The 26,821-nt window shown below is 49.1% G+C and carries 25 protein-coding genes, 1 tRNA gene and 1 pseudogene; 11 read left to right on the plus strand and 16 right to left on the minus strand.

Translation table 11 applies throughout. The annotated features are described in order from the left end of the window. The first annotated feature begins 30 nt into the window (after positions 1-30). The 3 genes from K3G39_RS17805 (at position 31) to K3G39_RS17815 (ending at position 3,491) form a co-directional block, all read left to right on the plus strand. Positions 31-876, plus strand: a complete 846-nt coding sequence (locus K3G39_RS17805; RefSeq protein ID WP_255594465.1) for a DMT family transporter — start codon at positions 31-33, stop codon at positions 874-876. A gap of 163 nt (positions 877-1,039) precedes the next feature. Then, positions 1,040-3,028: a Na+/H+ antiporter NhaC family protein gene (locus tag K3G39_RS17810; protein ID WP_255594466.1), complete on the plus strand. Its 1,989-nt coding sequence runs from the start codon at positions 1,040-1,042 to the stop codon at positions 3,026-3,028. Between the two features lie 10 nt (positions 3,029-3,038). After that, positions 3,039-3,491: a hypothetical protein gene (locus K3G39_RS17815; RefSeq protein ID WP_220627528.1), complete on the plus strand. Its 453-nt coding sequence runs from the start codon at positions 3,039-3,041 to the stop codon at positions 3,489-3,491. Between the two features lie 29 nt (positions 3,492-3,520). Here the strand turns inward: K3G39_RS17815 and K3G39_RS17820 are convergent, their stop codons facing one another. Both K3G39_RS17820 and K3G39_RS17825 read right to left on the minus strand, forming a co-directional pair. Beyond that, positions 3,521-4,456 carry a GNAT family N-acetyltransferase gene (locus K3G39_RS17820; protein ID WP_220627529.1) on the minus strand — a complete coding sequence of 312 codons (936 nt, stop codon included), beginning with the start codon at positions 4,454-4,456 and terminating at the stop codon, positions 3,521-3,523. A 192-nt stretch (positions 4,457-4,648) separates the two neighbouring features. Then, positions 4,649-5,824 carry an ATP-binding protein gene (locus K3G39_RS17825; RefSeq protein ID WP_220627530.1) on the minus strand — a complete coding sequence of 392 codons (1,176 nt, stop codon included), beginning with the start codon at positions 5,822-5,824 and terminating at the stop codon, positions 4,649-4,651. Between the two features lie 114 nt (positions 5,825-5,938). Between K3G39_RS17825 and hemA the strand changes: the two genes are divergently transcribed. Continuing rightward, complete coding sequence (hemA, locus tag K3G39_RS17830) at positions 5,939-7,213, plus strand: glutamyl-tRNA reductase (protein WP_220627531.1); 1,275 nt, start codon at positions 5,939-5,941, stop codon at positions 7,211-7,213. 2 nt (positions 7,214-7,215) lie between these two features. Here hemA and K3G39_RS21005 read toward each other — a convergent pair whose 3' ends face one another. Then, positions 7,216-7,653 carry a transposase gene (locus K3G39_RS21005; protein ID WP_255594467.1) on the minus strand — a complete coding sequence of 146 codons (438 nt, stop codon included), beginning with the start codon at positions 7,651-7,653 and terminating at the stop codon, positions 7,216-7,218. 66 nt (positions 7,654-7,719) lie between these two features. Beyond that, on the minus strand, positions 7,720-7,902 hold the full coding sequence (locus K3G39_RS21010; protein ID WP_255594468.1) for a hypothetical protein: 183 nt from the start codon (positions 7,900-7,902) through the stop codon (positions 7,720-7,722). A 32-nt stretch (positions 7,903-7,934) separates the two neighbouring features. On the opposite strand from K3G39_RS21010, the gene K3G39_RS21015 reads away from it, so the two are divergent. Then, on the plus strand, positions 7,935-8,177 hold the full coding sequence (locus K3G39_RS21015) for a hypothetical protein (RefSeq protein WP_255594469.1): 243 nt from the start codon (positions 7,935-7,937) through the stop codon (positions 8,175-8,177). Positions 8,178-8,375: 198 nt separating this feature from the next. On the opposite strand, the gene K3G39_RS21020 is transcribed toward K3G39_RS21015, so the two are convergent. After that, the gene (locus K3G39_RS21020) at positions 8,376-8,528 is read right to left on the minus strand and encodes a hypothetical protein (RefSeq protein ID WP_255594470.1); all 153 of its coding nucleotides are present in this window, start codon (positions 8,526-8,528) and stop codon (positions 8,376-8,378) included. 260 nt (positions 8,529-8,788) lie between these two features. On the opposite strand from K3G39_RS21020, the gene K3G39_RS17840 reads away from it, so the two are divergent. Both K3G39_RS17840 and K3G39_RS21225 read left to right on the plus strand, forming a co-directional pair. Continuing rightward, positions 8,789-9,382 (plus strand): TM2 domain-containing protein, encoded by a 594-nt coding sequence (locus K3G39_RS17840; RefSeq protein ID WP_220627532.1) that lies wholly within the window; start codon positions 8,789-8,791, stop codon positions 9,380-9,382. Then, complete coding sequence (locus tag K3G39_RS21225; protein ID WP_220627533.1) at positions 9,357-9,713, plus strand: DUF2752 domain-containing protein; 357 nt, start codon at positions 9,357-9,359, stop codon at positions 9,711-9,713. The genes K3G39_RS17840 and K3G39_RS21225 overlap by 26 nt, the downstream gene beginning before the upstream one ends. A gap of 206 nt (positions 9,714-9,919) precedes the next feature. Here the strand turns inward: K3G39_RS21225 and K3G39_RS17850 are convergent. Then, positions 9,920-11,466, minus strand: a pseudogene (locus K3G39_RS17850) (IS1182 family transposase); the annotation flags it as partial. 451 nt (positions 11,467-11,917) lie between these two features. Here K3G39_RS17850 and K3G39_RS17860 point away from each other — a divergent pair. Then, positions 11,918-12,325: a hypothetical protein gene (locus tag K3G39_RS17860; protein ID WP_220627536.1), complete on the plus strand. Its 408-nt coding sequence runs from the start codon at positions 11,918-11,920 to the stop codon at positions 12,323-12,325. Positions 12,326-12,491: 166 nt separating this feature from the next. Here the strand turns inward: K3G39_RS17860 and K3G39_RS17865 are convergent, their stop codons facing one another. Continuing rightward, positions 12,492-12,800, minus strand: a complete 309-nt coding sequence (locus tag K3G39_RS17865; RefSeq protein ID WP_076421268.1) for a helix-turn-helix transcriptional regulator — start codon at positions 12,798-12,800, stop codon at positions 12,492-12,494. Positions 12,801-13,237: 437 nt separating this feature from the next. On the opposite strand from K3G39_RS17865, the gene K3G39_RS17870 reads away from it, so the two are divergent. After that, positions 13,238-14,464, plus strand: a complete 1,227-nt coding sequence (locus K3G39_RS17870; RefSeq protein ID WP_220627537.1) for a Glu/Leu/Phe/Val dehydrogenase dimerization domain-containing protein — start codon at positions 13,238-13,240, stop codon at positions 14,462-14,464. Positions 14,465-14,863: 399 nt separating this feature from the next. On the opposite strand, the gene K3G39_RS17875 is transcribed toward K3G39_RS17870, so the two are convergent. Continuing rightward, on the minus strand, positions 14,864-17,362 hold the full coding sequence (locus K3G39_RS17875; protein WP_220627538.1) for an AsmA-like C-terminal region-containing protein: 2,499 nt from the start codon (positions 17,360-17,362) through the stop codon (positions 14,864-14,866). Positions 17,363-17,565: 203 nt separating this feature from the next. Between K3G39_RS17875 and K3G39_RS17880 the strand changes: the two genes are divergently transcribed. Next, positions 17,566-17,640 (plus strand) — tRNA-Val (locus K3G39_RS17880). 464 nt (positions 17,641-18,104) lie between these two features. On the opposite strand, the gene coaE is transcribed toward K3G39_RS17880, so the two are convergent. The 8 genes from coaE to K3G39_RS17920 all read right to left on the minus strand — a co-directional run bounded on the left by coaE (position 18,105) and on the right by K3G39_RS17920 (position 24,469). Continuing rightward, complete coding sequence (gene coaE / locus K3G39_RS17885; protein WP_220627539.1) at positions 18,105-18,710, minus strand: dephospho-CoA kinase; 606 nt, start codon at positions 18,708-18,710, stop codon at positions 18,105-18,107. A 4-nt stretch (positions 18,711-18,714) separates the two neighbouring features. After that, complete coding sequence (locus K3G39_RS17890; protein WP_220627540.1) at positions 18,715-19,692, minus strand: hypothetical protein; 978 nt, start codon at positions 19,690-19,692, stop codon at positions 18,715-18,717. A gap of 12 nt (positions 19,693-19,704) precedes the next feature. Then, on the minus strand, positions 19,705-20,007 hold the full coding sequence (yajC, locus tag K3G39_RS17895; protein WP_007655023.1) for a preprotein translocase subunit YajC: 303 nt from the start codon (positions 20,005-20,007) through the stop codon (positions 19,705-19,707). A 32-nt stretch (positions 20,008-20,039) separates the two neighbouring features. Next, complete coding sequence (locus K3G39_RS17900) at positions 20,040-20,579, minus strand: DUF1573 domain-containing protein (protein ID WP_220627541.1); 540 nt, start codon at positions 20,577-20,579, stop codon at positions 20,040-20,042. A 25-nt stretch (positions 20,580-20,604) separates the two neighbouring features. After that, entirely contained in the window at positions 20,605-21,603 is a 999-nt protein-coding gene (locus tag K3G39_RS17905; RefSeq protein WP_220627542.1) for an isocitrate/isopropylmalate dehydrogenase family protein, read from the minus strand. A 2-nt stretch (positions 21,604-21,605) separates the two neighbouring features. Then, on the minus strand, positions 21,606-21,908 hold the full coding sequence (locus tag K3G39_RS17910; protein ID WP_220627543.1) for a YtxH domain-containing protein: 303 nt from the start codon (positions 21,906-21,908) through the stop codon (positions 21,606-21,608). 79 nt (positions 21,909-21,987) lie between these two features. Further along, positions 21,988-23,160: a transcription antitermination factor NusB gene (gene nusB, locus K3G39_RS17915; RefSeq protein WP_220627544.1), complete on the minus strand. Its 1,173-nt coding sequence runs from the start codon at positions 23,158-23,160 to the stop codon at positions 21,988-21,990. A gap of 208 nt (positions 23,161-23,368) precedes the next feature. Beyond that, positions 23,369-24,469, minus strand: coding sequence for a Glu/Leu/Phe/Val dehydrogenase (locus K3G39_RS17920; RefSeq protein WP_220627545.1), 1,101 nt, complete (start codon positions 24,467-24,469; stop codon positions 23,369-23,371). A gap of 149 nt (positions 24,470-24,618) precedes the next feature. On the opposite strand from K3G39_RS17920, the gene K3G39_RS17925 reads away from it, so the two are divergent. Further along, positions 24,619-26,403: an ABC transporter ATP-binding protein gene (locus K3G39_RS17925; protein WP_220627546.1), complete on the plus strand. Its 1,785-nt coding sequence runs from the start codon at positions 24,619-24,621 to the stop codon at positions 26,401-26,403. The last annotated feature ends 418 nt before the right edge of the window (positions 26,404-26,821 follow it).

The following is a 26,821-nucleotide window of genomic DNA, read 5'->3' on the forward strand; positions in this document are numbered from 1 at the left end:
CAGACAAACACGCCGGCCATCGCCTGGATATTGGTCGTTATACTCGCCTTAATCTGGGGTACATCTTTTATACTTATCAAGAAGGGGTTGGTAGTTTATTCTTCGGATGAACTGGGTGCGCTGCGTATGGTCATTGCCTGTGCTGCCTTGTTGCCTTTTGCCATTCATAATGTGCGCAAGGTAGAGCCAACCCGCTGGAAGTTTTTATTGGGTAGCGGCCTGCTGGGCAACTTCTTCCCTGCTTTTCTGTTTGCCATCGCTGAGACACGCCTGGCCAGTGGGCTGGCTGGTGTACTTAACTCACTTACGGCCCTGTTTACCTTGCTGGTGGGTGCTGCCCTGTTTGGCCAGTCCATCACCTGGATGCGCATGCTCGGCATTGTGGTAGGTATAGCGGGTACGGCTATTCTCATATTCACAGGTAATGGCAATGCCGAACTCAATAATATGTACTATGGTCTGTACATCGTGGTAGCCACTATCTTTTATGGCATTAGCGCTAACATTATTAAGTTCCGTTTGCACGGCATCAAGGCTATTGCCGTTTCCAGTCTGGCGCTGCTCACAGTAGGTCCTGTTGCGTTGGTATACCTGTTCACCACCGATTTCTGGTATAAATTGCACCATGTGCCGGGCGCCTGGGAAGCACTGATGTACATTGCTATACTGGCCGTGTTCAGTACCGCCATCGCGTTGGTGCTATTTAACAAGCTCATTCATATCTCTACTACCCTGTTCGCCAGCTCCACTACATACCTTATACCTGTGGTAGCGCTTATGTGGGGCGTTCTGGATGACGAGGTAATTCACTTGTGGCACTATGTAGGCATGATCATTATTCTGGCAGGTGTTTTTATTGTAAACCGGGCAAAGTAGCCTTAGGGGCCGGCTTAAGCCATACGCTATTTTTAACAGCTTCTGCCATACCCAGGCAGAAGCTGTTTTATTTTATTCTGTCAAGGATTACAAATATCAGAATTTTCTAATCTCTCAATAATTTACTTACTTAAGGGTTTACAAGAACCGACCCTACAACCACATGAGGTTATTACAGACCCTTTTGAGTCTTGCGCTGCTGCTTTTTCTCTCCTTTCAGGCAATTGCGCAGGAAGACAGTTCAGAACTAGCTATTGAGGAGTTTAATCTGCAAGCCGTGAACGACACGGCTTTTATGCTCCAAGCCACCAACGAATCGGGCAACCTGGTCAGGTATAGCGGTCCGCTGCCTGTTCGCATCAACGGCAACCTGCAAGATGTCAGCTTCACGGAAGGTGAGGCTCGTTTTTCGCTCCCCCAAAAGGTCAACCTGATACAGGTGAGCGCCAACGTCGGCACCCATACCGTGGCCCGCCTTTACCGCCTCGATGCTGAAGCCGAGCACGGTGTACGCCACTTCCCGATGTGGCTCTCTATTTTACCTCCACTGATCGCTATTCTGCTGGCCCTTATTTTCAGAGAGGTGCTGTTGGCGCTGTTTGCCGGTATATGGGTAGGTGGTTTCGTGATATACGGTCTCTCCTTTAAGGCTTTCTTTGCCAGCCTGCTGGCCGTTGCCGACACATACCTGATTGGCGCCCTCACAGATGCAGATCATATCTCCGTCGTCATTTTCTCAATGCTGATTGGCGGCATGGTGGCTATTATCTCCAAAAACGGAGGTATGGCAGGCGTCGTGAACAGGCTCTCGCGCTATGCACGCTCAGCCCGGAGTTCGCAGCTGGTAACATGGGTGCTGGGTGTGGCCATCTTCTTCGATGACTATGCCAACTCTTTGATCGTAGGCAATACCATGCGCCCCGTTACAGACAAGCACCGCGTTTCGCGCGAAAAACTGGCCTATATTGTGGACAGCACCGCAGCTCCTGTGGCCGCTATCGCTTTTGTGACCACCTGGATCGGCGCTGAGCTGGGTTATATCAAGGATGCTACCATCACGCTGGGTATAGAGGAAGGCGCTTATTCGATGTTTTTAAACTCCCTACAGTACGCCTACTATCCGGTGCTTACGCTGGTGTTTATGCTGATGCTGATCTGGATGAACCGCGATTATGGCCTGATGCACAAAGCCGAGCAGCGTGCCCGCACGTCAGGCGCAGTGAGCAACCACCGCCCCGACAGCCGCAGCGACGCACGCCAACAGCAGGAAATGGCCGAGTTCGAAGCCATTGATCCTGATCGGAGCCGCGCATTCAATGCACTTATACCTGTACTGGTTGTCATTTTCGGAACCGTTATAGGACTGCTCTACACAGGGTATAATCCCGACACGTGGGCTGACCAGAGCATCGGTTTCTTTCGCAAGCTTTCCATAACCGTTGGCGACTCCAACTCCTACACAGCCCTGATCTGGGCCTCGCTTTCGGGGGTAGTTGTAGCGATAGCCCTTACCGTAAGCCAGCGCATTATGAGCCTGTACGAAACCATGGAGTCGCTGGTGACGGGCTTTAAGACAATGCTGCCAGCCATGCTGATTTTGGTGCTGGCGTGGTCGCTGGCGCAGGTTACCAAGGAGCTTTACACTGCCGAGTACCTCACCTCACTCTTTTCAGGCAATGTATCGCCGCGCTGGTTACCTGAGATCACCTTTTTCCTGGCTGGCATCATAGCCTTTTCAACCGGATCGAGCTGGGGCACCATGGCCATTCTATACCCGCTGATGCTGCCTGCCACCTGGTATGTGAGCCTGCAGCACGGCATGAGCGCGGAGGAGACCATGCCGATCATGTACAACGTGATCTCCGTAGTGCTGGCCGGCGCCGTATTCGGTGACCATTGCTCCCCTATTTCCGATACCACCATTCTCAGTTCCCTGGCCTCGGGTTGTAATCACATCGACCACGTGAAGACGCAGCTGCCTTATGCTGTCACAGTGGCGCTGGTAGCCAACCTGGTTTGTACCTCGCTTTCGAGCTGGGGTGTACACTGGTTCCTGGTATACATCATAGGAATTGCCGTGCTGTGGGGCATTATCAAACTGCTTGGCAAAAAAGTAGAATCCACGCCCGCATTGGCTGAAGTAGCAAACTAAAAAAGAGACGATGATTCCAAAACTGCAGAAAAGAGAAGGTATAGCACAGTCCGAGAAAATGGCAGAAGAGTTTGGCCGCATGCAACAGTTGATCGATGCACTAAACAGCAAAGCCATTCCGGAAAGTATAGCCGCTACTATAACGCAGCAAATTGAGCCACTCAACAGCCCGGACATTCCAGCGCCTCTGTACGCTACCCGACTGAAGGAAACCCGAAGCTCCATTCTCAAGCTGGTGGAAAAGCAGTTAAAACTGGTGCCTCAAAAGCACTATCAGAAACTATGGCTGGCACTTGGCATGTCAGCATTAGGGATTCCTTTCGGCGTTGTGTTCTCCATAGCGCTGAAGAATTTTGCCTTTATTGGACTGGGCTTGCCGATTGGGATAGGCATAGGTATAGCGGTTGGTACGCAGCTGGATGAACAAGCCCAAGCCGAAGGCCGGCAACTTGATTTGGAGTAGATTTACGAACGTGCCCTTCTTACCGGAAGTTAAAAGTCTAGCCTGTAAAAGTCGTGCACTACAGTGCGAGCACCGTAGCTCTCCTTATACTTTACCAGGCCCTCGTTCAGGTATAACCCCTGCTGCTCTGTGGAAATGCCGAAGCTGAAGTATTTTTTGTGTAGGTATACCTCGCGTATCAGGTGTTCGACAAGCACATAAGCTGCGCCTTCTTCCTGTGCCCTTTTGTTTGCGGCGATATACTGACAGTGAGCAGCAGTAGCAGTTTCGTAAACCAGGGCGCCCGTCAGCAGCTCACCCTCCTGGATAATTGTATAAAGGCTAATGTTCTCGGGGAATAACTTCGCCAACCTCCCAACTTCCTCTGCTGTATGCACCGGCTGCAGCTTGTGCCTGCTTTCAAGCTTTGTCGCTACAAGCTGCATAAAACCGGCATAATCTTCTGATCGCTGCACCTGCCACTCCTGCTGCCTGCCCTGCGACAAGCGCCAACGGCGGTCTTTGCTATACCTGACAGGCTGCCCCAGGTCAATCACGGAATTCACATCCCGGCGGTATAACGTGGCCCCATACCTGAACAAGGCATAAAGGTCTTCCTCGGCTGGTAGTTGGTGGTAGGTGTGCGGTATGGCTTTGTAAAAAAGTGCCTTGAAATGCTGCTCACGGCTATACCTGATAAGCGCCTCAACCACCTGCAGCATCAGGGGGCTTTTCATTTTCTTGCTGCTTGCTATCCCTCCATAGCTTAGCCCTGCGTGCGAGTGCAGCTCATCGTTTGAAGCATTAGCCGGCAGAACCGCCACCAACTTGCCTTTGTGGTAGAACAACAACGAGTGGTCTTCGAAGCGGTCGGCATGGTACTCCACATAGTCGCGCAGAAACAGGAACGTGCCGTTTTTAGAGGCCTGCACAAAAGCATCCCATTCCGACTTATACCTATCGCTATACCTGACTACTGCTACCATTGCTTCCTGAAAAGGCTTGTCTCTGATGGTTACTCTATTTAATTAAAAAATTATACCTGTGATGCGGGCCATACCTGTAAAAAAGCGGACAGGTCGCGACCTGTCCCTACTGCTATACCTGTCGACGAGATTATGGTTTAACGGCCCCACATTGCTGTTTTTCAACCTACTCCTCAACTCTCAAACTTAAAATCACCTGTTCAGCACAATCCGGAAGGTGGTGCCTTTGCCGACTTCGGAAGACCTGACGTAGAGACGACCTTCGTGGTAGTTGTCGATGATGCGCTTGGCCAGTGCCAGCCCTAGTCCCCAGCCTCTCTTTTTGGTGGTGAAGCCCGGCAGAAAAACCGAGTCCATCTTGCTCTTCGGTATACCTTTGCCTGTATCGCTGATGTCGAGTGCAATCTGACTTTTGCCCAGCAGCGAGAGCTGTAGCCTGATGCTGCCGCGCCCTTCCATCGCATCTACCGCATTTTTGCAGATATTTTCGATCACCCAGTCAAAGAGCGGCACGTTAACTTTGGCTGTTATTTCAGGCGCAAAATTAGTGGCAACACTGAAATCCACTTTACTCGAAATCCGGTTTTGCAGGTAATTGATGGCGTTCTCGGTCACCTGCAGTATGTTCTCGTCACGCAGCAGCGGCACCGATCCTATGTTGGAAAAACGCTCCGTGATGATCTCCAGTCGGCGAATATCCTTCCAGAGTTCTGCCGTGATGGGCTCATTCTCGAACTTCGGGCTCGACTTCATGTACTCGTACCAAGCCATCAAAGAAGAAAGCGGTGTGCCCAGTTGGTGCGCTGTTTCTTTGGCCAGACCCACCCATACCCTGTTTTGCTCGGCCTTTCGGGAGTAACTGAAAGCGAAATACGCCATCAGGGCAAAGCAAAAAATAACCATGAGCTGCACGTATGGGTAGTAGCGCAGCTGCGAAAGCAGATCCGAGTCTTTGTAGAACACATAGTTCTCGGAGCCCTCCGCCCAAGGCACAATAATCGGAGCGTGCTGCGCCTTCATGCGGGCAATCTCGCGCTGCAACAGCTCATTCTTCCGTTCCTCCGAAATGTTTTCAGGCAGATTAATGTTCTTGAAATCGAGAATGTTTTCGTACTCGTCTGTCAGAATAACAGGTATGGTATGGTTAGAAGAAAGAATCTCTTCTTCAATAAAAACGATGTTGTCATCGCTGGGCGCGTTGATCATGTAGCGCAGGCCCTTGGCATAAAGCTGCACCAATTCCTGCTCTCTCTCAGACAGTTTGCTCACTAATACGTTAGTGTACGTAATAGTAACGGCTCCAATAATGAGCGCGACAATAACGACAAGAAACTTTATTCTGTTTTTCTGGGCGTAAATGGGGATCATGCGGTAAGCGCGAAAATTATCTGAAATTAGTATAAATTAATTAATAAGGGCAAGTAAGTTTCTTTTTAATAAGCAAAGCAGTAATTTTGCACTTTAGTATTCCGAACGTAAGTTATGCTTCAGAACTTTAAAGCAATCAGCCTGTCGTACAAGAAAGCTCCGCTGGATATCAGGGAACTGATTGCCTTAGATGAGAACTCGTGCAGGCAATTCATTCAGACGCTGAAGAGCTTTATTCAGGCTTCTGACATATTGGTGCTCTCTACCTGCAACCGCACCGAAGTTTATTATAACTCCGATGTGGACTATAGTACCGAAATCGTAAAGCTGCTCGGCATTACCAAGGGCATCAACAACATTACCCAATACCTCGACTATTTTACCATCCTCAACGAACACAACGATGCTGTACAGCATTTATTTGAGGTAAGTATGGGTCTGGAGTCGCAGGTGGTGGGCGACATGCAGATCACCAACCAGGTGAAGCAGTCGTACCAGTGGGCAGCCGACAACGAAACTGCCGGTCCGTTTCTGCACCGCCTGATGCATACCATCTTCTTCACCAACAAACGCGTTGTGCAGGAAACTGCCTTCCGCGACGGTGCCGCCTCTACCTCTTATGCTGCCATTGAATTGATTGAGGAGCTGACTGCCGATGTGGTGGCTGAGCCCAAAATTCTGGTGGTAGGTGTGGGTGAGATTGGCGCTGATGTATGCCGTCACCTCAAAGACAAGGGCTACCAAGACGTCACGATCACAAACCGCACGATGGCCAAGGCGCAGATCCTGGCTGACGAGTGTGGCATGACCGTACTTCCGTTTCAGGATATCGTGCAGGGTTTGAAAGAGGCTGATGTGATCATCTCATCAGTGGCTCGCGAAACGCCGTTCTTTACCAAAGAAATGATCCAGCGCCTGAACGTGCTCACGTTCAAGTTTTTCATAGACCTTTCGGTGCCGCGCAGCGTTGAGGCCGAAGCAGAAGCCGTGCCTGGCGTACTGGTTTACAACATCGACACCATACAGAACAAGGCGTCTGCCGCACTCCAGCAGCGCATCAACTCCGTGCCAAAGGTACGCGCTGTTATCGAAGAGTCGATGGAGCAGTTCAACGACTGGTCTAAAGAAATGATGGTATCGCCTACCATCAACAAGCTTAAAAATGCCCTGGAAACGATCCGCCAGGAAGAGATGGCCCGCTACATGAAAAAGCTCGGCCCGAAAGAAGCCAAGCTGGTTGACAATATTACCAAGTCGATGATGCAAAAAGTAATTAAGCTGCCTGTGCTGCAACTGAAAGCAGCCTGCAAACGTGGCGAAGCCGAGACACTCATCGACCTGCTCAACGATTTATTTGACCTGGAAAAGCAGGAGGCGAGGCTTAGTTAATATTAATCACCATTAAAAATAAAGAAAGTCGGTGTTGCGCAGGAGTGGTCGGAAGAAATTCCGACCACTTTTTTATGTTTTGAAGAGTTTGTCCAGGTCCCCCCGCACGCTGCCACGATGATGGCTATGGCCAGGTTTCTGACTTCCATGGCAAACCGGCGTTTGGCTGTTTTATAGCCGATGGCGTTGGCGTGTTTGTAGATAAGCAGCAGCATGGCCACAATCAGGGTCATGTAAAGCATCACCTGGATGCCGTTCTGGTTGAGCGAAACTAAATGGCTCAGGTGCAGCTCCTGCTTGAGGAAGCGAAAGAAGACTTCCATGTCCCACCTTTGCCGGTAAGCCTTGGCTACCTCTTGTGCGGACAGCTGCAGGGCATTGGTCAACAGCCAGTAGCGCTGCCCCGGGTCTTGCTTGCTTTCCACGATGAGCAGGCGCAAATCCTGCTCCAGCAGGCTTTCCCGGTAGTGGACATTGCCTTTCTTGTTTTGGATGCGCTCCCCGCACTAAAGCCTGACCAGCTCATCGCTCAGCAGCACTCCTTCTCCCAGATCTGTCTGCTGGTCTTCCCCAAGCAGGTTGGACCTGAGCTCATACTTGCGCTTTTCCTTCAGCCGGCAGACAAAGGGCACCTGCTGCGCGGCAAAGGCCTCCAGGCTTTTGCCCGATTGCAGGCCCCGGTCCAGCACATACAGGTTCTGACCAGCACATACAGGTTCTGATGGCCCGCCTCCTGCCGGACATGCTGCCAGACCAGGTGGGGCAGGGCGACCGCTTCGCTGTTATAGCTACGCCCGCTGAAAGCCTGGGCGCTGCAGGGCAGCACCCCATCGAAGGCCATGGTGTATTTGACTGCCTTCTTGCCGCTTGTATGCCCGATGCTGCTTTGCAGCTTGCCGGCTGTATCACTGACCAAGGTGCTGTCGACCCGGATCAACAGGTGCTTTTGCCGCTCACGCGCTGAATACAGGCGGGCATACTGCTCATAGATGCATTCATAGATCTGGCTGAAGTAGTGGGCATCTATTTGAGATAGACGCTCTGATATAGAGCTCCGTCGGACGCTTTCCCCAGCCTCCAGGTGAAAGAGCTGCTTGAAGAGCGGGTCATGGAAGGTGTCTTCCAGGCTCCGCTGACTGAGCCGCTCGTTTTCCAGCATCCCCTAGAGCAGCAGGTAGAACATCTTGCGCCCATGGAGTACCTTGGCATAGCGGTCTACCCGGCTTTGAAGAGCGAGTTGCTCCAGGTATTGCTCGGGGATAAGGGCCAGCAACTGGCTCACACTCATCCGGTGGTCTTTGAATAGGCGCATCATCTTGATCAGTTAGCCTATAAAGACAACAAACAAAAGAAGCAGAGAGGTCAGAGAAGTGAAAAAATAGCCCCTAAATCAAAAATGGCCGGAAGATTTCATCTTCCGACCACTCCTGGAGTTGCGCCGGCTTTTTTTTATTTATAAATATAAAATAATATATATATTTACATATTGGCTTAAGTAGCTCAAGATGCTTAAACCAATATGTAAGCTTATCACACAATTAATTTTTCGATCTTTTTAATAGAACAAACTTTTACATGAAAAAACATCTATCTCTACTAAGTCTGATTGCGCTTATCCTTTTCAGCGCTTGCTCCAAGCAGCCATACTATTTTACAACAACGCCTGTAGCTAGCAGCTATAAACAGATCCCAACTGAAAATACCGCTACAGCGTCAGTTCAGCAAGAAACTATCATAACTGCTGAGTCAATCCCTGCGAAAGCTTCTACAAGTACTAAATCTGATTTGACTGCGACAGCTTCTATAACGACTACGCCTGCTGTAGTCACTCCAAGAACTGCAGCAATAGAAGCTCCTGTTATAGCTACTGAGCGCTCATTCACTAAAAAAGAAGTGAAGCTGGCTATCAAAGAAGCAAAAAAGGAAATAAAAAAAGCAACTAAGCAAGATGAGGGTGGCACATCCGGGAAAAGCCAACTTGTAGCGCTATTACTAGCCATTTTTGTAGGAGCACTTGGTATCCACCGCTTTTATTTGGGCTATACAACTATTGGCATAATTCAACTCCTAACACTAGGCGGTTGCGGTATATGGGCTCTAATAGACTTAATCAGGATTATAACTGGTGATCTGAAACCAGCCAATGGCGATTATTCAGAAAAGTTATAAACAGCAACTGATCTCTAAAGAATATTGGAGTATAGCCAAAGTGTTATCTTTGGCTATACTCCCTTTGGCACTATTGTTTCTGCCTACCACTTTTTTTGATGAGGGACAGTCGGTATGCTTGAGCGTACTGCTGGCAGATACAACGTGCTACGGATGTGGTATGACCCGTGCTATTATGCACCTGATTCATTTTAACTTGGAGGCAGCATTAACATTTAACAAACTCTCTTTAATTGTTCTGCCCTTACTTATATATGTGTGGGGCCAATCCATATACCGGGATTGCATACACCTACATACTTTCTACAGGTCTAATCAGAGGGTTAAATAAAAAGAGGCTGTCCAGAAAGGGCAGCCTCTTTGCGTTTATCCGGATATTGTTGTTTTTCAGGCTGCCAGCTGGAAAACGGCTGCTCTGGGGTTGAAAAAGGCGAAAAGATGAGCCAGCAACCCGTCTGCGGCCCCACCTGACTGCTCGTGTGGTCGCAACAGGCCGGCAGCGGCCCTCTCCAGGGCCTCTTCGAAGGCTTTTACCCCTTTGCTGGCCAGCTTGCGCAGGTTATGGGCCATGGCGGCCAGGCCAAAGTCCACCTCTGCTTTGGCCAGCGTTCTCAAGCGAAAGCGGGTGAAGCGGTTGTTGCTCTTCACCTGGCCGAAGACGGCCTCGGGCTCGATGGGCCTGGGCCTGCGGTGGCGCACCCCTTCCTCACTCAAGAGCCGCTCCCGGGCCCGGGCCTTCAGGCGCTGGAGCCGGTGGTTGACCTCGATCACTCTGTTGCCCCTCCCCTTGAAGCACTGCCCCCGCAGCGGGCAGCCCTGGCACCGGCGGGCCTGATAACGGGAGATGGTGGAAATATACCCGAGTTCAGAAGTGCGCTTGTGCTCTCCCACCTTCTCCAGCCGCTGGCCCATGGGGCAGACAAAGAAGTCCTGCTGCTGGTTGTAGTACAGGTGCTGGGCATGGAAGATGTCGCGCTTGAACCTGCGCTTCTGCTCAGAGTGGAAGTAGTTGTACTTGACGTAGGCTGCTACCTGGTGCTCCTCGAGCCAGGCGTAGTTCTGCTCTGAGCCGTAGCCGGCGTCGGCCACAACAACCGGGGACTGTGTCTGGTAGTGTGCCTGGAACTGCTGTAGGTGGGGGAGCAGCGTGGACGTGTCGCCCGGGCGCTGGTACAGGGAGAAATTGGTGATCAGCTGGCCTTCGGTGCTGATCTGGATGTTGTAGGCGGGCTTCAACTGCCCGTTCTTCATGTGGTCCTCCTTCATGCGCATGAAGGTAGCCTCCTCGTCTGTTTTGCTGTAGCTGTTGCGCTCACCCAGCTTTTCCAGCTGCTGCTCGTATTTTTCCAGCCGCGGCAGGTGCTCCTCGGCGAGCTTTTTGACCTGTTTTTGTTCTTTCTTGCCCAGTTCAGCCACCCGCTCGTTGAGCTGTTGGAGCTCCTCCCGGAGCCTGTGGGCGTCCACCTTGCCGGGCAGCTGCTCTGCCGGGGCCTTGCGGTCCTCTTTGATGGCCTGCTTTATATCCGAGAGCACGCTCTTTATCTTTGTCTCCAGCTTCTGTTTGTTCTTCTCCACCGCGCCGCGCCACACAAAGGTGTAGCGGTTAGCGGCCGACTCTATCTTGGTGCCGTCCACATACTGGGTCTGCAGGCTCACGTACTCCAACCGGTGCATCAGGCGCACCACCTCGGCAAACAAATCCTGGATCTGGTTTTGGAGGCGGCGGGAGCGAAAGTCGTTGATGGTGCGGAAATCCGGCGTGCTGCGGCCCGAGAGCCACATGAAGTGGATGTTCTCTTCCAACAGGTGGATGATCTACCTCAGAGTGCTTTAGCGATGCGGCGACAGGAGTAGATGTTGTTCAGGTAGGCATAGAAGAGCACCTTGAGCAGCATGCGGGGATGGTAGCTGCTGGTGCCCCCGCCTTTATAGGTGGTCATGATGCGGTCCAGGTTGAGCTCGTCGACTACCCGGGCCACAAGCCGCACCGGGTGTGCTTCCGGGATCCGGTCTCCGATGCTCTGAGGGAAGAGGACCACCTGGTGGCCCAACTGCTCCTTGAAAACAACGTTACGCCTTTTCATACCACTAAAATAACGAAAAGCACCATAAACAGAAAGGGGCTGCCCTTTTTGGACAGCCCCTTTTTATTTAACCCTTCTCCATAATCAAGGTTGTTTATAATAAATCATTATAGCTGGTGAAGCTTCAGGTGAAGTTCTTTTAAAATAGGTAGAAACGGCTTCGTACTTTGTAGTAATTTCTTTTTTGCAATACTTTATTTTGAAATACAGCATATTATTACATATCCTCTTTTAATTTAGCTCACTAAGCCATTATGCATTTTATCTCTTTATTTGACTAATGCCACCCCTTTTTAAATTCAAAAAAGTTTGCAGTATATAAATATTTATACATATCTTTGCACATATAAATATTCGAATAAGATATTTACTTTAACTGAAAAAAAACCGGTCCAAGCTACGAGAACAACAGCAAGCAAAAATCTACTTTATCACCCTTAGTGCAGTAAAAATGAAAACCATCTCTACTTTTTTTTCCTTTATATCTGTTGTTCTACTTCTCGGCTCCTGTACCAGCCACTCATTTATGCTAACAGAGCGCGACATTGCCAATGATGGCATTGCTCCAATACGGAAGTCAGACTACAGGATGGTAGCCGACAAACCAGCGGATGCTTACGCAGATGCAGATGCGAGGTGGGTTGCCACTTCAAAGCCTCATGTGGCGGCTACTTCCTCTCGTGTCGTGCGCCGTACGGATGCGGTGGCGCTTTCGGCTGCCACTACTCATGAAGGCCACGAGATATTGAAACGTGAGGTTGAAAAGGCAATGAAGAAGGAAAAGTCTGTGGCTGCACCTGACAAAAAGGGAGCGAAAACAAAAAAGCAGAAAGAAACAGGCAGCAACATTCTATTGTAAACTCACCATACAGGTAATTGCTTTACCGCTTTAATTCGTAAACCGCCTGTTTTATTTAGTATATAAAAAGCCAAAGGTCCCCGTCAGCTTCTTATTAAGAAGGGCACGGAGACCTTTGGCTTTTCTATAGGTGCAATATTAGGTGCTACAGCACCGGGGCATATCGCTAAATATCAATGCAACATTCTTCCAGACAATCAATCACGTCGATTAGCTTTGGTATGGCAAGAGAGTAATAAATTTTGGTGCCTACCTTAAAAGAAGAAAGCACACCTTTATCTTTCAGCGTGATCAGGTGCTGCGAAGCAATAGCCTGTGGCAGGTCCAGGTACTTATAAATTTCCGTAACCGTCATTTTATCTTCCTTGCCGAGCAAGTCCACTATCGCCAGTCTTTTTGGATGCGCCAACACTTTCAGCATGGCGGCTGCCTTATCTATTTTCTTAGATTCAATTCTAGATAACAAACTTTTCATAATTAATAATTATACCTAACAGTTTCTACATACATTTAAACAATACAATTCATATTAAGATATATACGGCAACAGCGACATTTGGCTGAAGTAGCTTCAAAGGATTTTTAAAATTTTCTTCTGAAGGCCTCCATAACACAACACACTCCGTTTCAGACACATCCTTAATGCTGAATTGAGTAGATGTACGTATAAAAATTAAAATTGGATATATAAAATACTTAATGTTAATAGATTACTATATGCCCCTTCCTTCATTGTCTCTCTCCGCGAAATGTCCAACATGCAAGCCTTACACCAAAAATCCGGTGTCATAACTTGCATTCCCAGCACAGTACAATCCATACCCTTCCAGAGTTTTAGGATTTGGCAGGCCTATACGCTCCAGGGTATTTTTGTACCTTTGCGGTCTGTAAACCCTTAACTGCAAAAAACCCATGAAAGAGCTTCTCGAAAAATTTGAGAATAAACGTCCTGAGATAGTATTTGAGTGGAAAGACGCTGAAACCGAGGCCGAAGGCTGGGTGGTGATCAACTCGCTGCGCGGTGGCGCGGCCGGTGGTGGCACCCGCATGCGCAAAGGCCTGGACAAGCGTGAGGTAGAGTCATTGGCTAAAACCATGGAAGTGAAGTTCACCGTGTCCGGACCGGCCATTGGTGGCGCCAAATCAGGTATAAACTTTGACCCGGCTGACCCACGAAAGCGTGGTGTGCTGGAGCGTTGGTATAAGGCGGTTATTCCTCTGCTGAAGAGCTACTACGGTACCGGCGGCGACCTCAACGTGGACGAGATACACGAGGTAATTCCGATTACAGAAGGCTACGGCCTGTGGCACCCGCAGGAAGGGGTTGTAAATGGCCATTTTAACGCCACTGAGCCTCAGAAGATCAACAAAGTAGGCCAGCTGCGCCAAGGTGTGATTAAAGTGATTGAGGATCCGGCTTATTCCCCAGCGACAACCCGCAAGTATACAATAGCCGACATGATAACAGGTTATGGAGTGGCCGAAGCTGTATGCCATTACTATACGATTTGGGGTGGCTCATTCGAGGGCAAGCGCGCTGTCATACAAGGCTGGGGTAATGTAGGCGCTGCTGCTGCCTTCTACCTGGCTGGCAAGGGCATTAAAATTGTTGGCATTATCGACCGGACGGGCGGCTTGATCAGGGAAGAAGGCTTCTCCTTTGATGAGATCCGTGAGCTATACCTGGGCCGACAAGGCAACACACTCTATGCAGAGAACCTTATCCCATTCGAAGAGATGAACAACCGCATCTGGTCGCTCCCTGCTGAAATATTTATACCTGCCGCCGCGTCGCGCCTGGTTACACGCGGACAACTCGAGCAAATGATTGCCAGCGGTCTGGAGGTAATCTCCTGTGGCGCCAATGTGCCGTTCCAGGATCCGGAGATATTCTTTGGCCCTACCGGTGAGTTTGCCGATCAGAACATATCCGTTATACCTGACTTTATTGCCAACTGTGGTATGGCCCGCGTGTTTGCCTACCTGATGGAGAATGAGGTGGAGATTACGGACGATGCCATTTTCCACGACATTTCCCGTGTCATCCGTGAGGCCTTGGATAAAACCCACACGAAGAACCAGGCAAAAACAGAGATCGCCAAAACTTCTTTTGAAATTGCGCTCAGCCAACTGCTGTAGCTTTATATAAGTCCTCTGTGGACTAGGTATAAATAAAAAAGCCGGAGAAACTCCGGCTTTTTTTTCACCCTTATATTTTCAAACTGTAGTGTCTCCCTTAACAAGATTGGACCTTATCGAGAAGTCCCACAGTATTTTATAACCAATTCTAAAAAACAACAAAAAATAATTATTGTAATTTTGTTTTATCTAACGACCAATTGCCACTCAGGTTATACAATAAACAGCATTTTTTTAACAAACTCCCGTTATTGCAAGGTGAACGACTATTAACAGAGGATGTAAGTAGAATATGATTTTTACAATACAACCGCCATCATTGCTGTAACACCCCACTTATACCTGGCAGCTGTAACATATCCGCATTAATACTGACAAGGTATAGGCCTTTTCACGGATCTAATCAAAGTCAAAATATTCGCCTTCCTGCAGCTCCACTTTCTTTTCCTGCTTCGCAGGTTTTTTGCCGCGAAGTAGCTCTTTTAGCTCCTGCCCTTCCTGCTTCAGGTCTGTCTTGATTTTCTCACGCACGCGCTCATTATCATACGCCAGTTTAAAGTCGCTCTCTTTGCCGCGCAGGGTCAGGAAAAGCGAACTACTCCCCGCATCTGTATCTTCAGCTACCACACCATAAACGCTGTCGCGGTCAGGGCGGCTGTTTTTAGAAAGAGGCAGTTTGATACGATAGTCCATGTCCTGGTCGAAGGTATGGGTGCCTGAGATAGACACCGAAGGTATAGCCGACAGGTTAGAGCGGATGTCCATTTCCGGAATGAAGATGGTGCGTTGCTGTATCCAGAAGTTATTGCTTAGCTCTGCAAACTTCATGTTGGCCAGTTCTGACCGTTTCACGAAAGCCGACATCTTTTGCATCGGAGCAAAGTTAATAAGCTGACCGTCGCGCACTGTGGCTGCAATCTCTGCCTGCATCAGGTCTGTCTTCGTGTTAAGCTGGCTGTCAAAGTATACATCCGATACAATGTTGGCTGTAAGCTTGCCCCGCAGCTGCTTATCGGAGATAAAGTTTTGTCCGAAGTTCTCAAAAACATAGAACAGGCTGTCGACGCTCATATTGCCCAGCTTAGTAGCAGTGCTCACTTTAATGTGATCGCGGTTTCGGGCGTCCAGATTGCCGCGCACGGCAAAGTTGCCCCCAATGGCGTTGAAAGAGATGTTGGGCGTTGACACGATCTGGTTACGCAACTTCACTTCTCCTTTGATGTGCTCTGCCCTGAAACGCCTGAACTTAGCTTGCCGGATAGTGGCACTCAGGTCAAAGGCAATATCGGGTGAAATGTTAAACTTATAAGCAGCACTGCCGGTCTGTCTGGCGTCGGCAGGGGTGTTCAGTTCTTCGCTCAGCAACTGATCAAAGTTCAGGTATTGGCTACTGAAGTCTGCCTCCACGAGCAGACGCTGCCTGTCGAGCAGCAGCCAGGCCATTACGTTGCGAAACATCCCGTTCAGCACGAAGTCCGAGTCTCCAAGTTGGCCCTTGAAATCCGACACCGCCACATCATTCTTCTTGAAAATGAAGTTACCGTTCAAACCATTCAGTGGCATGGGCATCTCTTTGAGGTTCAACATTACGTTGTGCAGCGTAATATCACCGCTGGTGTTAAGTGTGCTGTTGCCGGGCCGGGCCTTGAACTCTTTCAGGTTGCCTGCAAAGGCAATACGTACATCTGCCAGGCCACTTCCGCTTTTCACTTCATCGATCTGCAGCAGGCTTACCACATAGCCTACATCCAGCATACCTTTGGCACTGAAGGCCAGGTAGGGGTTACTAAAATTGCGGTAAGTCAGGTTCCCCTCAAAAGGGCGCTTATTCAGCACACCTTTCAGGTTTTTCAGCTCCAGCAACGATGTCTCAGAACTTTTACTGGCGCCGTTTGTAAAGTATCCGTCCAGGTGCAGTCCTTCGATTTTCTGCTTCGTGTCAGGGTGAAAGAAAGATGCGTTGCGGGCGCCAAACTCAAAGGCCACCTCCGGGTTATGCTTGCCGGATGCCTTGCCTTTTACAGTGCCTTTAAAGAAGACATCGCCCTCACTACGGTACTGGCTGTACTCACGCGTGATCTGTTGAGGCAGCAGCGAAAGCAACGACTGGATATTCGTGTTTTTGCCCTGCAACTGTAATTCCAGTTCTGTTGTGCCGCTATAAGCAATCTTTCCGCCTACTTCATATCCTGCACCTTCTACCTGCACAATAGAGGGTTGCAAAGCAATGGTATGGGCTGCGCGGTCTATCGTCAGCGCCGTGTGCAGCGCGATAGCTTTACCTCTAAAGTATTCACTCTCCCCTATCCGGATGGTGCTGATGGTGGCGTTTCCTTTCGTTTCGAGGGCTATCTTTTCTTTCGTGATCGCCATGGCGGCATCCAGTTGCTGCGCATTCGCCTCGATGTAGTGGTTCAGGTGAAGATCAGTATAGCGTAAAGCGACCCGGCTCAGGTTGATCTTTTCCAGATTGAAGGCAAAATCGCCGGACGAGCTGCTGGAATCAGTTGCGATGATGTGGTAGTTGACCTGTCCATTTTTGAGCACGCGCACGTGTATGGAGCCGTTCTCCAGGTATAGCTGCTTCACGTCATACCTTCCCCGGATAATATCGAACACGCTGAATGTGAAATAGAGCTTCTCGGCCCGTGCCAGCGACGAATCGCTTTCGGCTATACCTTCGTGCACGTTTACCTGCTCAAGCGCCACGGCTACCTGCGGAAATTTATCGAAGAGGGAAAGGGAGATTTTGCCAACATCTACCTTCGTAGTGATGTGCTTGTTGGCTTCGGCCACAAAAAGGCCAATTATTTTATCTTGATACGCATACACTAGACCCGCTGAAATGCCAGTGATCGCCACTGCTGCCAGAGCGACATAGAATAGCACTTTTTTCACAACACGATTTCGTCCCAAGAGAAAGTTCAGATTTTAAGCATCTTACAAAAGCTAAAGGTACTGCAGTATTCACACGTGCACAATAGGCGATACGGTACGAAAAAAATTTTTAATATTTTTTTATCAGATGTTTTGCAGTTCCAAAAAAACACCCCATATTTGCATCATCAAACGGGGACAAAAGGTCTCCAAAACAAAAAAACGGGGTGTTAGCTCAGCTGGTTCAGAGCACCTGCCTTACAAGCAGGGGGTCACTGGTTCGAATCCAGTACGCCCCACAAAAGGACAACTTAAAAGTTGTCCTTTTTTTATGTCCATACTTTTCTGAATTCCTGTGTTTTAGCGTGTCGTCCTTTCATCTGTCTACTTTATAACGGCCTGATTCCAAATATAATATCTTGTAGCCTATACGCTTCTCATTTCTCCTCTCAGGTGGGCACTACAGCAGGTTACTTAACTTTAAATCTCTCATTTTTATCCGCCGATTAGCTTAAGTCATTTCATTTTAAAACAGGCTTTTCTCATTCCTTTAAAAAGAATGAATTAGCAGGGAAAATCTTCGCCTTCATGATACCAATTCTTTTACACACCGCATAAGGTATGAATCTATTGGAAGAGGCGTTACTTAAGTATAAATCGACCTTAAGCTTGATTATGCTACGGTATGAGCGCAGGTATACTATGGACGTGAGGCCAGGTATAGGTATGCTATACCTGTAGGATAGAGGTTAACTTAAAGATTCTACTTAGCTATACCTGACCTGGAAAGGAATTGCTTATGTAGAGCCAGCACCTGCGGTATGATCAGCTGCTGGTCGTCGTTGTAAACAATGTGCTGTGCCCGGGCTACTTTCTCTTCTTCGCTTAGCTGCTTGCTGATGATCGCTTGTATATCAGCTTCCGTTCGGTGCGGATCGCGTTTAAGCAGGCGACTGAGGCGCACATCTAAAGGAGCAGTCACGACAATGATTTCGTCCATCTGTCGCCACGATTCTGACTCAAACATCAGAGCGGCTTCTTTGATCAGATATGGAGCAGTTGCATTGGCTGCGGCCCAGCGCTCAAAATCAAGCCCCACATGCGGGTGCACCAAGGCGTTTAGTTTGTCAAGACGCTCTTGGTTGTTGAAGACGACTGATGCCAGATAAGTACGGTCCAGCTGTCCCTCCGAGGTATATGTTTCCTGCCCAAAGGCTGTCTGCAATTCCTGCTTTAGCGCGGAGTCATGTTGCATCACCCATTTGGCGCGGGTATCGGCGTCGTACACAGGTATACCTAACACTTGAAACAGGCGGCATACAATTGTTTTGCCTACGCCTATTCCGCCGGTTATACCTATCTTGAGCATCCTCTTATTTTTCTAAAACAGCTTTGATGCGCTCAGGCCAGAGCGTGATGTTACGGGCACCGGCAGGCTTCTGCACAAGTTCGGGCACCACAGTAGAGTCAAGGCGGTTATACCTGGAAAAGTCAACGATGGCTTTAAATGCCTCAGAATTGATAACGGCCCCTGAATCTTCAAGTGCAAGGTAGCGTATCAGCACAACCTGCGGGCGCAATGTCACTTCAGTGTTCAGCGGCACATTCACCATTTCAGGCGCCACCTGGAGCTCCCGCTGTTGCAGCGGCCTTATCCTCACCGAAACAGTTGCCTCTGTCATATCTGATTTTACCAGTGATTTGTTATCATACTCGATGGGCACTACAATCTTGGCAGATTCGGTCAGGTTGGTGATCGGCAAGCGCAGCATGAAAGGGCTCGGCAAACTATCTACCATGGAGGATGGGCCACGGAAAGTAATTGTGTCCGGATCAATTTGGATAGGACGTAGCATGGCGTGGCGTTCGCCTGTCACTTTCTGAGCAGGATCGAGCTGCAGTGGGATACGGCGCGTCACCGTCTCGTTGAAGTTAAAGTAAAGGGTGTCGGTTACGACGAAGTTAAGCTGCAGACCATCCATAGCGTTCACCAAGGCAGGCCTTAAGGCAGAACCAAGCAGGAAATTGTTGCGGGGAAGGCTACGGATGTAGACTTCTGCGGGCTGTACTTCTACCCTGAGGGCTTTGCGGAGGAGTTTCCACCCCCGACCTGTTACATTGATCTCTACTTCCTTCGGAAGCTGACTGATCGGCACCAGGCGCTGTTCATTGTACACAAAGCGCACCGGATAAGTGGTTTGGGTAGAGTAGCTTTTATTGAGGGCATTGAGCAGCCAGAAAGTAGAGGCCGCCACAAAACAGAGCACTACAATTCGCCAGTAGTGCTCTGTTTGGGGCTTAAATGGCCTTACAAACCATAAAATGATATTTCGGGCTTTCTCAAACGACAAGGTATCTTATCCTTATTTCACTTTAGCAGTAGCTTCCAGCGAGATAGCAGATTTCTCGAACACAAGGCGCACGCCTTTGTCTACTTCTATCTCTACGGTGTCATCGTTCACAGCTGTTAAACGACCATGCAGTCCGCCTATTGTCACGACCTGCATACCTTTGGTCAGCTCTTCACGAAATTTTTTCTGGTCCTTCGCTTTTTTCTGCTGCGGCCGGATCATGAAAAAATAGAAAACAAGGATAATGGCGCCGAACATCAGGAGCTGTGGCAGCATGCCACCGTCTGGTGCGGCCTGGAGGAATATCGTTTGCATAAAAAGGGTTGTGCTCTTTAGAGCGTGATTTTTTAGTTAAGTCTCACAGGGCCATCAGCACCTGCAGTTGGAATGCTTGATGAAGTTACGTTGCCTTTCATGAACACACGCACAATGTTAGGCTCCGTATTAGCACGAACCGTTACAGTCGGAGACTGCTGGCCAGGCTTGTTGCGGCTATCGAAACGAACTTTTACTTCACCTTCTTCTCCTGGAGCAACAGGAGTCTTCGTCCAGTCAGGGGCGGTACAGCCACAAGAAGCAGAAGCGCTTTCGATTACCAAAGGAGACTTGCCTGTGTTCGTGAATTTGAAGGTATGCTCTACTATATCACCTTCTTTGATAGTACCAAAATCATACTCGGTTGAAGCGAAGCTCATCACAGCCATGTTATCAGTGCTGGTCGTCTGGCCGGTTGGCACTACGTTCGGGTTGTCAACCACCTGTGGCTGATCTACAGTTGCAGTTGCTTCAGCAGTAGTTGCCTCCGATTCAGTGGTGTTGTTCTGGTCGCAGCTGGTCACTGTCATGGCAGTACCAAGCGCTAGGGCTAATAAGAAGTTCTTTTTCATATCAGTTTAACAGCTTTTAGCTTAATTATAGTTTCGAAATGATGTGCTGCGCAAATTCCATGGTACTGGCACTGCCGCCCAGGTCGCCTGTGCACTGCTCTCTGTTGGCAAGCGTTGCGTCCAAAGCAGTCTCAATACGGTTTGCCTCATCTTTCAAATCGATGTGGTGCAGCATCATGATAGCGGAGCGTAGCAGCGCAGTTGGGTTTGCCTTGCCTTGGCCTGCAATATCTGGTGCAGAACCGTGTACGGCTTCGAAGATGGCCATGTCGTTGCCAATGTTGGCACCGGATACTACTCCCAGCCCGCCTACCAGGCCTGCGCACAGGTCAGACAGGATATCGCCGAACAGGTTAGTGGTCACGATCACGTCGAACTGCTCTGGCTTGATCACCAGCTGCATGCACATGTTATCAATGATCTTGTCGTCGTACTGGATGTGCGGGTATTCTTTTGCGATCTCGCTGGCTTCACTCAGGAACAGGGCGCCGGCGCTTTTCAGGATGTTAGCTTTATGAACAGCCGTTACCTTCTTGCAGTTGTGCTTGTTGGCGTATTCAAACGCAGCACGAATGATCTTGCGGCAGCCTACACGTGTGAGGCGGGCCACTGAATCAGAAATCTGCAGGCGTTCGTCAAACATCTCCAGGCCGGAGTATAAGCCCTCCGTGTTCTCGCGGAACAGTACCAAATTTACGTTTTCGAAACGGGTATTAACACCAGGAGTAGTTTTGGCAGGGCGTACATTAGAGTACAAGTCGAACATCTGGCGCAGCTGCACATTAATGCTCTTGAAACCTTTGCCAACCGGCGTTGTGATAGGGCCCTTTAAGGCCACTTTGTTCTTCTTTAGGGAGGCAATCAGCGTAGAAGGAATCAGCTCACCGATCGAGTCGAAGGTGGTCTGTCCTGCATTTTCCTCTTCCCAAGTTACAGGCACGTTAGCGGCGCTAAAAACGGCTTTAACAGCTTCTGTAATCTCCGGTCCAATCCCGTCACCGGGAATCAGTGTAATCTCTCTCATGTTTATATTTCTTTCCTGCTGTTAATCTCGTTGATAAGTGAATCGACATCGCCCAGCAGTTTTTCGGCTTTGTCTTTTGCGTCCTGTATCACACGCTGTCCCTCAGACTTTGCGCTTGAAGTTACGCGGTCACGGTCTTCCACCAGTTCTTCCAGCAGGTCCGACAGGGTGTCGCGGTATTTCTCAAGGCGGTAGCTCAGCCAACTGCGTGTTTCTCTACCCTTCTCTGGTGCAAACAGGATGCCTGCTGCAGCTCCTACAGCGGCTCCGGAAACGAAAAACAGGATATTGCTCGTTTTACTCATAGGATTATCTCTATACTTATATATTAGGTATGTCGTTTCCCCTATTACGGTATATCAGGGCTTTAAGACGGACTATACCTTATTTGTTGTCGATCAAACCACGGCCTGATTTGCGAATGTCTCCTTTCGTTGTCAGTTCCTGTGCCATCTTATCCAACACACCGTTCACAAACTGCTTGCTTTTTGGCGTGCTGTACAGCTTTGAAATCTCGATATATTCGTTGATGGTCACTTTAACGGGTATGCTCCGGAAGATGTGCATTTCGCAAAGCGCCATTTTCAGGATGATCTTGTCAAGCAGGGCCACACGCTCCACATCCCAGTTTTTCACGCTTGCGGCAATCATGGCCTCGTACTTCTCATCATCCTGCAGTGTCTGGTGGTAGAGTTCCTCAAAGAAGGCTTTATCGTCTTCCCAGTTAGCCGAAAGGTCCAGTAATACAGGCTCTTCTTCGGTCTCTTCGCCAAACATCTTGACAGTCTTGTTGACCAGGCTTTTCACGATGGATTTGTTCTCCACCCAGTTCAAATCCTGCTCTTCAAACAAAGATTGTAAGTTTTTTTCTTTAAAAATAATGTTTTTGAAAATATGTTTCACTACTTCCAGGTCCTCTTCAAGCGTAGGCTCGGGCAATGCCAGGTAGTTCAAAAACACCTCATCCTGCTTCAGTATATTCTTATAAGCAAGGCGAATCTCACTGATATCGGATCCCCAACTGATGTTGCGACGAATAATGTGCTGCTGGTATGACTTGTTGTTGAGGATGCGTTGTGCAACCCGGTTGTTCAGAAAGCGCTTTACATCGGGGCCAGTGGCGGCCGTAAAACGTTTCTCTTTTTTCTCCTCCTCATCTTTTACCAACTCGTTAATCAGTTCCAGAATCTGCAGGGTGCCCAGGTAGTGGTCGTAAATGCGCTCCACAGCGCCCATCATCTGGTTGCTGTATTGCTTGTAATCTTTTTTGGTGAGGTTCTTATAAGCCACAATGGCTCTGTTTACCGCATCAATTATCTCCTTGTCGGTCTCTTCTGTTTCGAACTGGCCTGTTTCGTGCCACTCTTTAAAGAGCAGCTGGGCAATTTGTTTACGGCCTTCAAGCAGCTTTCTGTCCTGCACTTCCATAGAGTTCAGGTCTGGTGCGAAATCGTCTGCTATCTGGTCAAGGGCCAGCTGGTAATCCGAACCTTCGGCCTGTTTGTAGGCATAAATGGCTTGCATAGCCTTGATTCGAAGTGTTCTGCGGTTGAGCATAATGGTATTTTAAAGAACGTGTTGGTTGATATGTGTTTTTACTATTGCCGGTGCCGTGGCACCAAATGCTGCAGACAGGTATAGCTGCCGCTGGTAAATTTATACGCAAAGGCGGACCTGTGCGCTAATAATTATGGACTGTAGTAAAACAAAAGTGCCACAGATTAATGCAGCACTTTTGTTTTGAATATAATCAGGAAAGCAGGCCTTAGAAAGTAGACCTTACTTTACCAATGCTGTTGATGCGCTGCTCAGCCATTTTAGTAGCGGCCAGTTGCGTATGGATGCCTTCTTTCTCCGCCAGTTCGAAGATGTCGAGGGTATAGCCGTAGATGCGCTCTGTCTGGGCATAAGCACTCTCGCGGTTGTAGCCTTGCAGCTCAGAGTATACATTGATCAAACCACCTGCATTGATCAGGAAGTCCGGCGCATACAGTATACCTTTTTTCACCAATTCCGGACCATGCACCGACTCCTCGCGAAGCTGGTTGTTGGCCGATCCTGCAATCACGCGGCACTTCAGACGGTTGATGGTGTCGTCGTTCACTGTTCCACCCAATGCACAAGGAGAGTAGATATCCACGTCCAGGTCGTAAATTTCTTCCATACCTACCACTTTGGCTTTGTACTTGGAAGAGATGTCGCGCAGACGGTCTTCGTAAATATCTGTGATAAAGATCTGGGCATTTTCTTTAGCCAGCAGCTCCACCAGGTAACCACCTACGTGACCAACACCCTGAACAGAAATTTTCTTGCCTTCAAGCGAATCAGAACCATAAGCTTTTTTGGCAGCTGCCTTCATACCCATGTAGGTACCATAAGCAGTTACCGGAGATGGGTCACCGCTTCCGCCCATTGCCTCAGGCAGGCCGGCTACGTAGTCTGTCTCCATCTTGATGTACTCCATGTCTTTGGTCGTTGTTCCAACGTCCTCAGCAGTGATGTAAGCACCGTTCAGGTTTTTCACAAAACGGCCATACCGACGCATCAGAGACTCGCTCTTGTCTTTTTTGGCGTCGCCGATGATCACGGCTTTACCACCACCCAAGTTTAGACCTGAGATAGCAGCTTTGTAAGTCATACCTCTCGAAAGACGCAGTACATCATCTAATGCCTCAGCTTCAGAAGCATACGACCACATACGTGTACCACCCAGCGCCGGGCCAAGTACTGTGTTGTGGATACCAATGATTGCTTTCAGGCCAGTCTCGTGGTCATGGCAGAAAACAACTTTCTCATGGTTATACTCTGATATCTGACCGAAGACCGACTTATCTTTCTTCAGCTCAACTTCTTTTAGTTCGACCATTTATGATTTTGATTAAGGGTTATTCTATCTTTGTAAAAGCGAGGCAACAGACACCCCGTTTTCGTGCTGCAAAATTAATTCTTTTTTTGATTAATTCAATTTGAACCTGATAAGTCTACGTAAAAGCCTCTGAGCTTCATATTCTTGCTGTGAAATCACTCCGTTACCTCAATAAATATTTACTAAAGTATAAATACCGTCTGCTTTGGGGACTGGTATTCATCATTATATCTAACTTTTTCCAGATTCTGCCCGCCCAGGTGGTGCGCCACGCCTTTAACCTGATTAAGGAGGGCATCAACCTGCACAACCTCTACGAAGGTATGGAGCAGCAGGAAACGGTATACGACACTTTCGCCAGCAGCATACTCGTATACGGGGTGGTGATTCTGGTGATGGCTTTGCTACGGGGACTTTTCCTGTTTTTTGTGCGCCAGACCATTATCGTGATGAGCCGCCTGATTGAGAACGACCTCAAAAATGAGATTTACGAGCACTACCAAAGCCTGCCGCTCAGCTTTTACCGCAAAAACAACACCGGCGACCTGATGTCGCGCATCTCCGAAGATGTGAGCCGCGTGCGCATGTACCTTGGTCCGGCCATTATGTACGGCATTAACCTCGTGATTCTTTTCCTGATGGTGATACCTTATATGCTGTCAGTAAACGTAAAGCTCACGCTCTATACCCTGATTCCGCTGCCTATCCTGGCTATCAGCATTTATTACGTCAACAACATCATCGAGCGCAAGTCAGACGAGATACAGCGCAGTCTGTCAGGTATAACCACTTTTGTGCAGGAGGCTTTTTCAGGTATACGGGTGCTCAAGTCCTTTGTGCGGGAGGATGACTCGCACAACAACTTCACCAAAGCAAGCAACATCTATAAGGACAAATCGCTGGATCTGAACTTTGTTAACTCGCTCTTTTTCCCGCTGGTGTTGTTTCTGGTAGGCCTGAGCACGATTATTACAGTATACATTGGCGGTCAGGAAGTGATGAACGGCAGCATTACCACAGGCAACATTGCCGAGTTTATCATCTACGTGAACATGCTCACGTGGCCGGTTACCTCACTAGGCTGGACGGCTAGCTTGGTGCAGCGAGCCGCCGCTTCGCAGGCCCGCATCAACGAGTTTCTGAATACGAAGAATGATATCGTGTCGCGCCAGAACATCAGCAAGCCAATTGAAGGCGACATTGTGTTCGAAAACGTGGACTTCGTATACCCTGACACAAACATCCATGCGCTGAAGAACATTTCTTTCCGCATCAACCACGGCGAAACACTGGCGATCATCGGCAACACCGGCTCGGGCAAAAGCACCATTGCCACGCTCCTGCCACGTATGTACGATGCCAGCAGCGGCCGCATCTTGATAGATGGGGTTGATGTGCGAGATTATAACATCGAGAACCTTCGCAGCCAGATTGGGTATGTGCCCCAGGATGTTTTCCTTTTCTCTGACTCTATCCGCAACAACATCGGTTTCGGTTTGCCAAGCATTACGGAGGAACAGATGGTGCAATCAGCCAAAGACGCCGACGTATATGAGAACATCATGCGCTTCCCCGAGCAGTTCGATACGAAACTGGGCGAGCGCGGTATTACCCTTTCAGGCGGACAAAAGCAGCGGGTTTCTATTGCGAGGGCACTTGTGCGGGAACCAAGTATTCTCATCCTCGACGACTCGCTCTCGGCTGTGGATACGAAGACTGAAAACGCTATCCTGAATAGCCTGCGCCGCATCATGGCCAACCGCACCTCGATTATCATCTCACACCGGGTATCGTCGGTAAAACTCTCCGATAAGATTCTGGTGCTCGATGACGGGGAGATTGTGCAGCATGGCACCCATGAAGAGCTAATCCAGCAGCAGGGCTTATATAAAATTCTCTACGAAAGGCAGTTGCAGGCAGAAGATTCGCAGTAGTGTAGACCTCCTCCAAAAGCTGGACATAGAGTTGTGCACGATGAACATCCCCCTGCCCCTCTCAAAAGGGAAATCTCTGTAACTGCTAGTTTGTAGCTATAGCATTGTAGCAAATACCACTGGCAGGTATAGCAAAACATTCTTGCACCTTAAGCAATGCAATAGACAGCATCAGCCAGGCGCACCTAAATGACACTCCACTGTTGGGGGTGAAGGGGTCCCCCTGTCAAGAGCGTTCAGCGAGTGGGGGTAGGGGCCCTTGATTTGGAGGGTCTTGATCTTTTTGCTTACTTTTTTCTTTATCGAGGGCCCCTACCCACTACTGTTCGAAACCTTGTCAAGTGACGAATTTTTCCATTTTGGCAGGGTCCCCTCCGCAGAGCAGCACGATCTGTCTGACTATTTCCACGTCCAATTC

The sequence above is a fragment of the Pontibacter sp. HSC-14F20 genome, from assembly GCF_019599265.1.
Lineage (GTDB): Bacteria > Bacteroidota > Bacteroidia > Cytophagales > Hymenobacteraceae > Pontibacter.

Excerpts from the sequence above, each read along its gene's own strand:
- K3G39_RS17810 (WP_255594466.1), top strand. The coding sequence starts at position 1,040 with ATGAGGTTATTACAGACCCTTTTGAGTCTTGCGCTGCTGCTTTTTCTC.
- K3G39_RS17815 (WP_220627528.1), top strand. The coding sequence starts at position 3,039 with ATGATTCCAAAACTGCAGAAAAGAGAAGGTATAGCACAGTCCGAGAAA.
- K3G39_RS17820 (WP_220627529.1), bottom strand. The coding sequence starts at position 4,456 with ATGGTAGCAGTAGTCAGGTATAGCGATAGGTATAAGTCGGAATGGGAT.
- K3G39_RS17825 (WP_220627530.1), bottom strand. The coding sequence starts at position 5,824 with ATGATCCCCATTTACGCCCAGAAAAACAGAATAAAGTTTCTTGTCGTT.
- hemA (WP_220627531.1), top strand. The coding sequence starts at position 5,939 with ATGCTTCAGAACTTTAAAGCAATCAGCCTGTCGTACAAGAAAGCTCCG.
- K3G39_RS21015 (WP_255594469.1), top strand. The coding sequence starts at position 7,935 with ATGGCCCGCCTCCTGCCGGACATGCTGCCAGACCAGGTGGGGCAGGGC.
- K3G39_RS21020 (WP_255594470.1), bottom strand. The coding sequence starts at position 8,528 with ATGATGCGCCTATTCAAAGACCACCGGATGAGTGTGAGCCAGTTGCTG.
- K3G39_RS17840 (WP_220627532.1), top strand. The coding sequence starts at position 8,789 with ATGAAAAAACATCTATCTCTACTAAGTCTGATTGCGCTTATCCTTTTC.
- K3G39_RS21225 (WP_220627533.1), top strand. The coding sequence starts at position 9,357 with ATGGCGATTATTCAGAAAAGTTATAAACAGCAACTGATCTCTAAAGAA.
- K3G39_RS17860 (WP_220627536.1), top strand. The coding sequence starts at position 11,918 with ATGAAAACCATCTCTACTTTTTTTTCCTTTATATCTGTTGTTCTACTT.
- K3G39_RS17865 (WP_076421268.1), bottom strand. The coding sequence starts at position 12,800 with ATGAAAAGTTTGTTATCTAGAATTGAATCTAAGAAAATAGATAAGGCA.
- K3G39_RS17870 (WP_220627537.1), top strand. The coding sequence starts at position 13,238 with ATGAAAGAGCTTCTCGAAAAATTTGAGAATAAACGTCCTGAGATAGTA.
- coaE (WP_220627539.1), bottom strand. The coding sequence starts at position 18,710 with ATGCTCAAGATAGGTATAACCGGCGGAATAGGCGTAGGCAAAACAATT.
- yajC (WP_007655023.1), bottom strand. The coding sequence starts at position 20,007 with ATGCAAACGATATTCCTCCAGGCCGCACCAGACGGTGGCATGCTGCCA.
- K3G39_RS17900 (WP_220627541.1), bottom strand. The coding sequence starts at position 20,579 with ATGAAAAAGAACTTCTTATTAGCCCTAGCGCTTGGTACTGCCATGACA.
- K3G39_RS17905 (WP_220627542.1), bottom strand. The coding sequence starts at position 21,603 with ATGAGAGAGATTACACTGATTCCCGGTGACGGGATTGGACCGGAGATT.
- K3G39_RS17910 (WP_220627543.1), bottom strand. The coding sequence starts at position 21,908 with ATGAGTAAAACGAGCAATATCCTGTTTTTCGTTTCCGGAGCCGCTGTA.
- nusB (WP_220627544.1), bottom strand. The coding sequence starts at position 23,160 with ATGCTCAACCGCAGAACACTTCGAATCAAGGCTATGCAAGCCATTTAT.
- K3G39_RS17920 (WP_220627545.1), bottom strand. The coding sequence starts at position 24,469 with ATGGTCGAACTAAAAGAAGTTGAGCTGAAGAAAGATAAGTCGGTCTTC.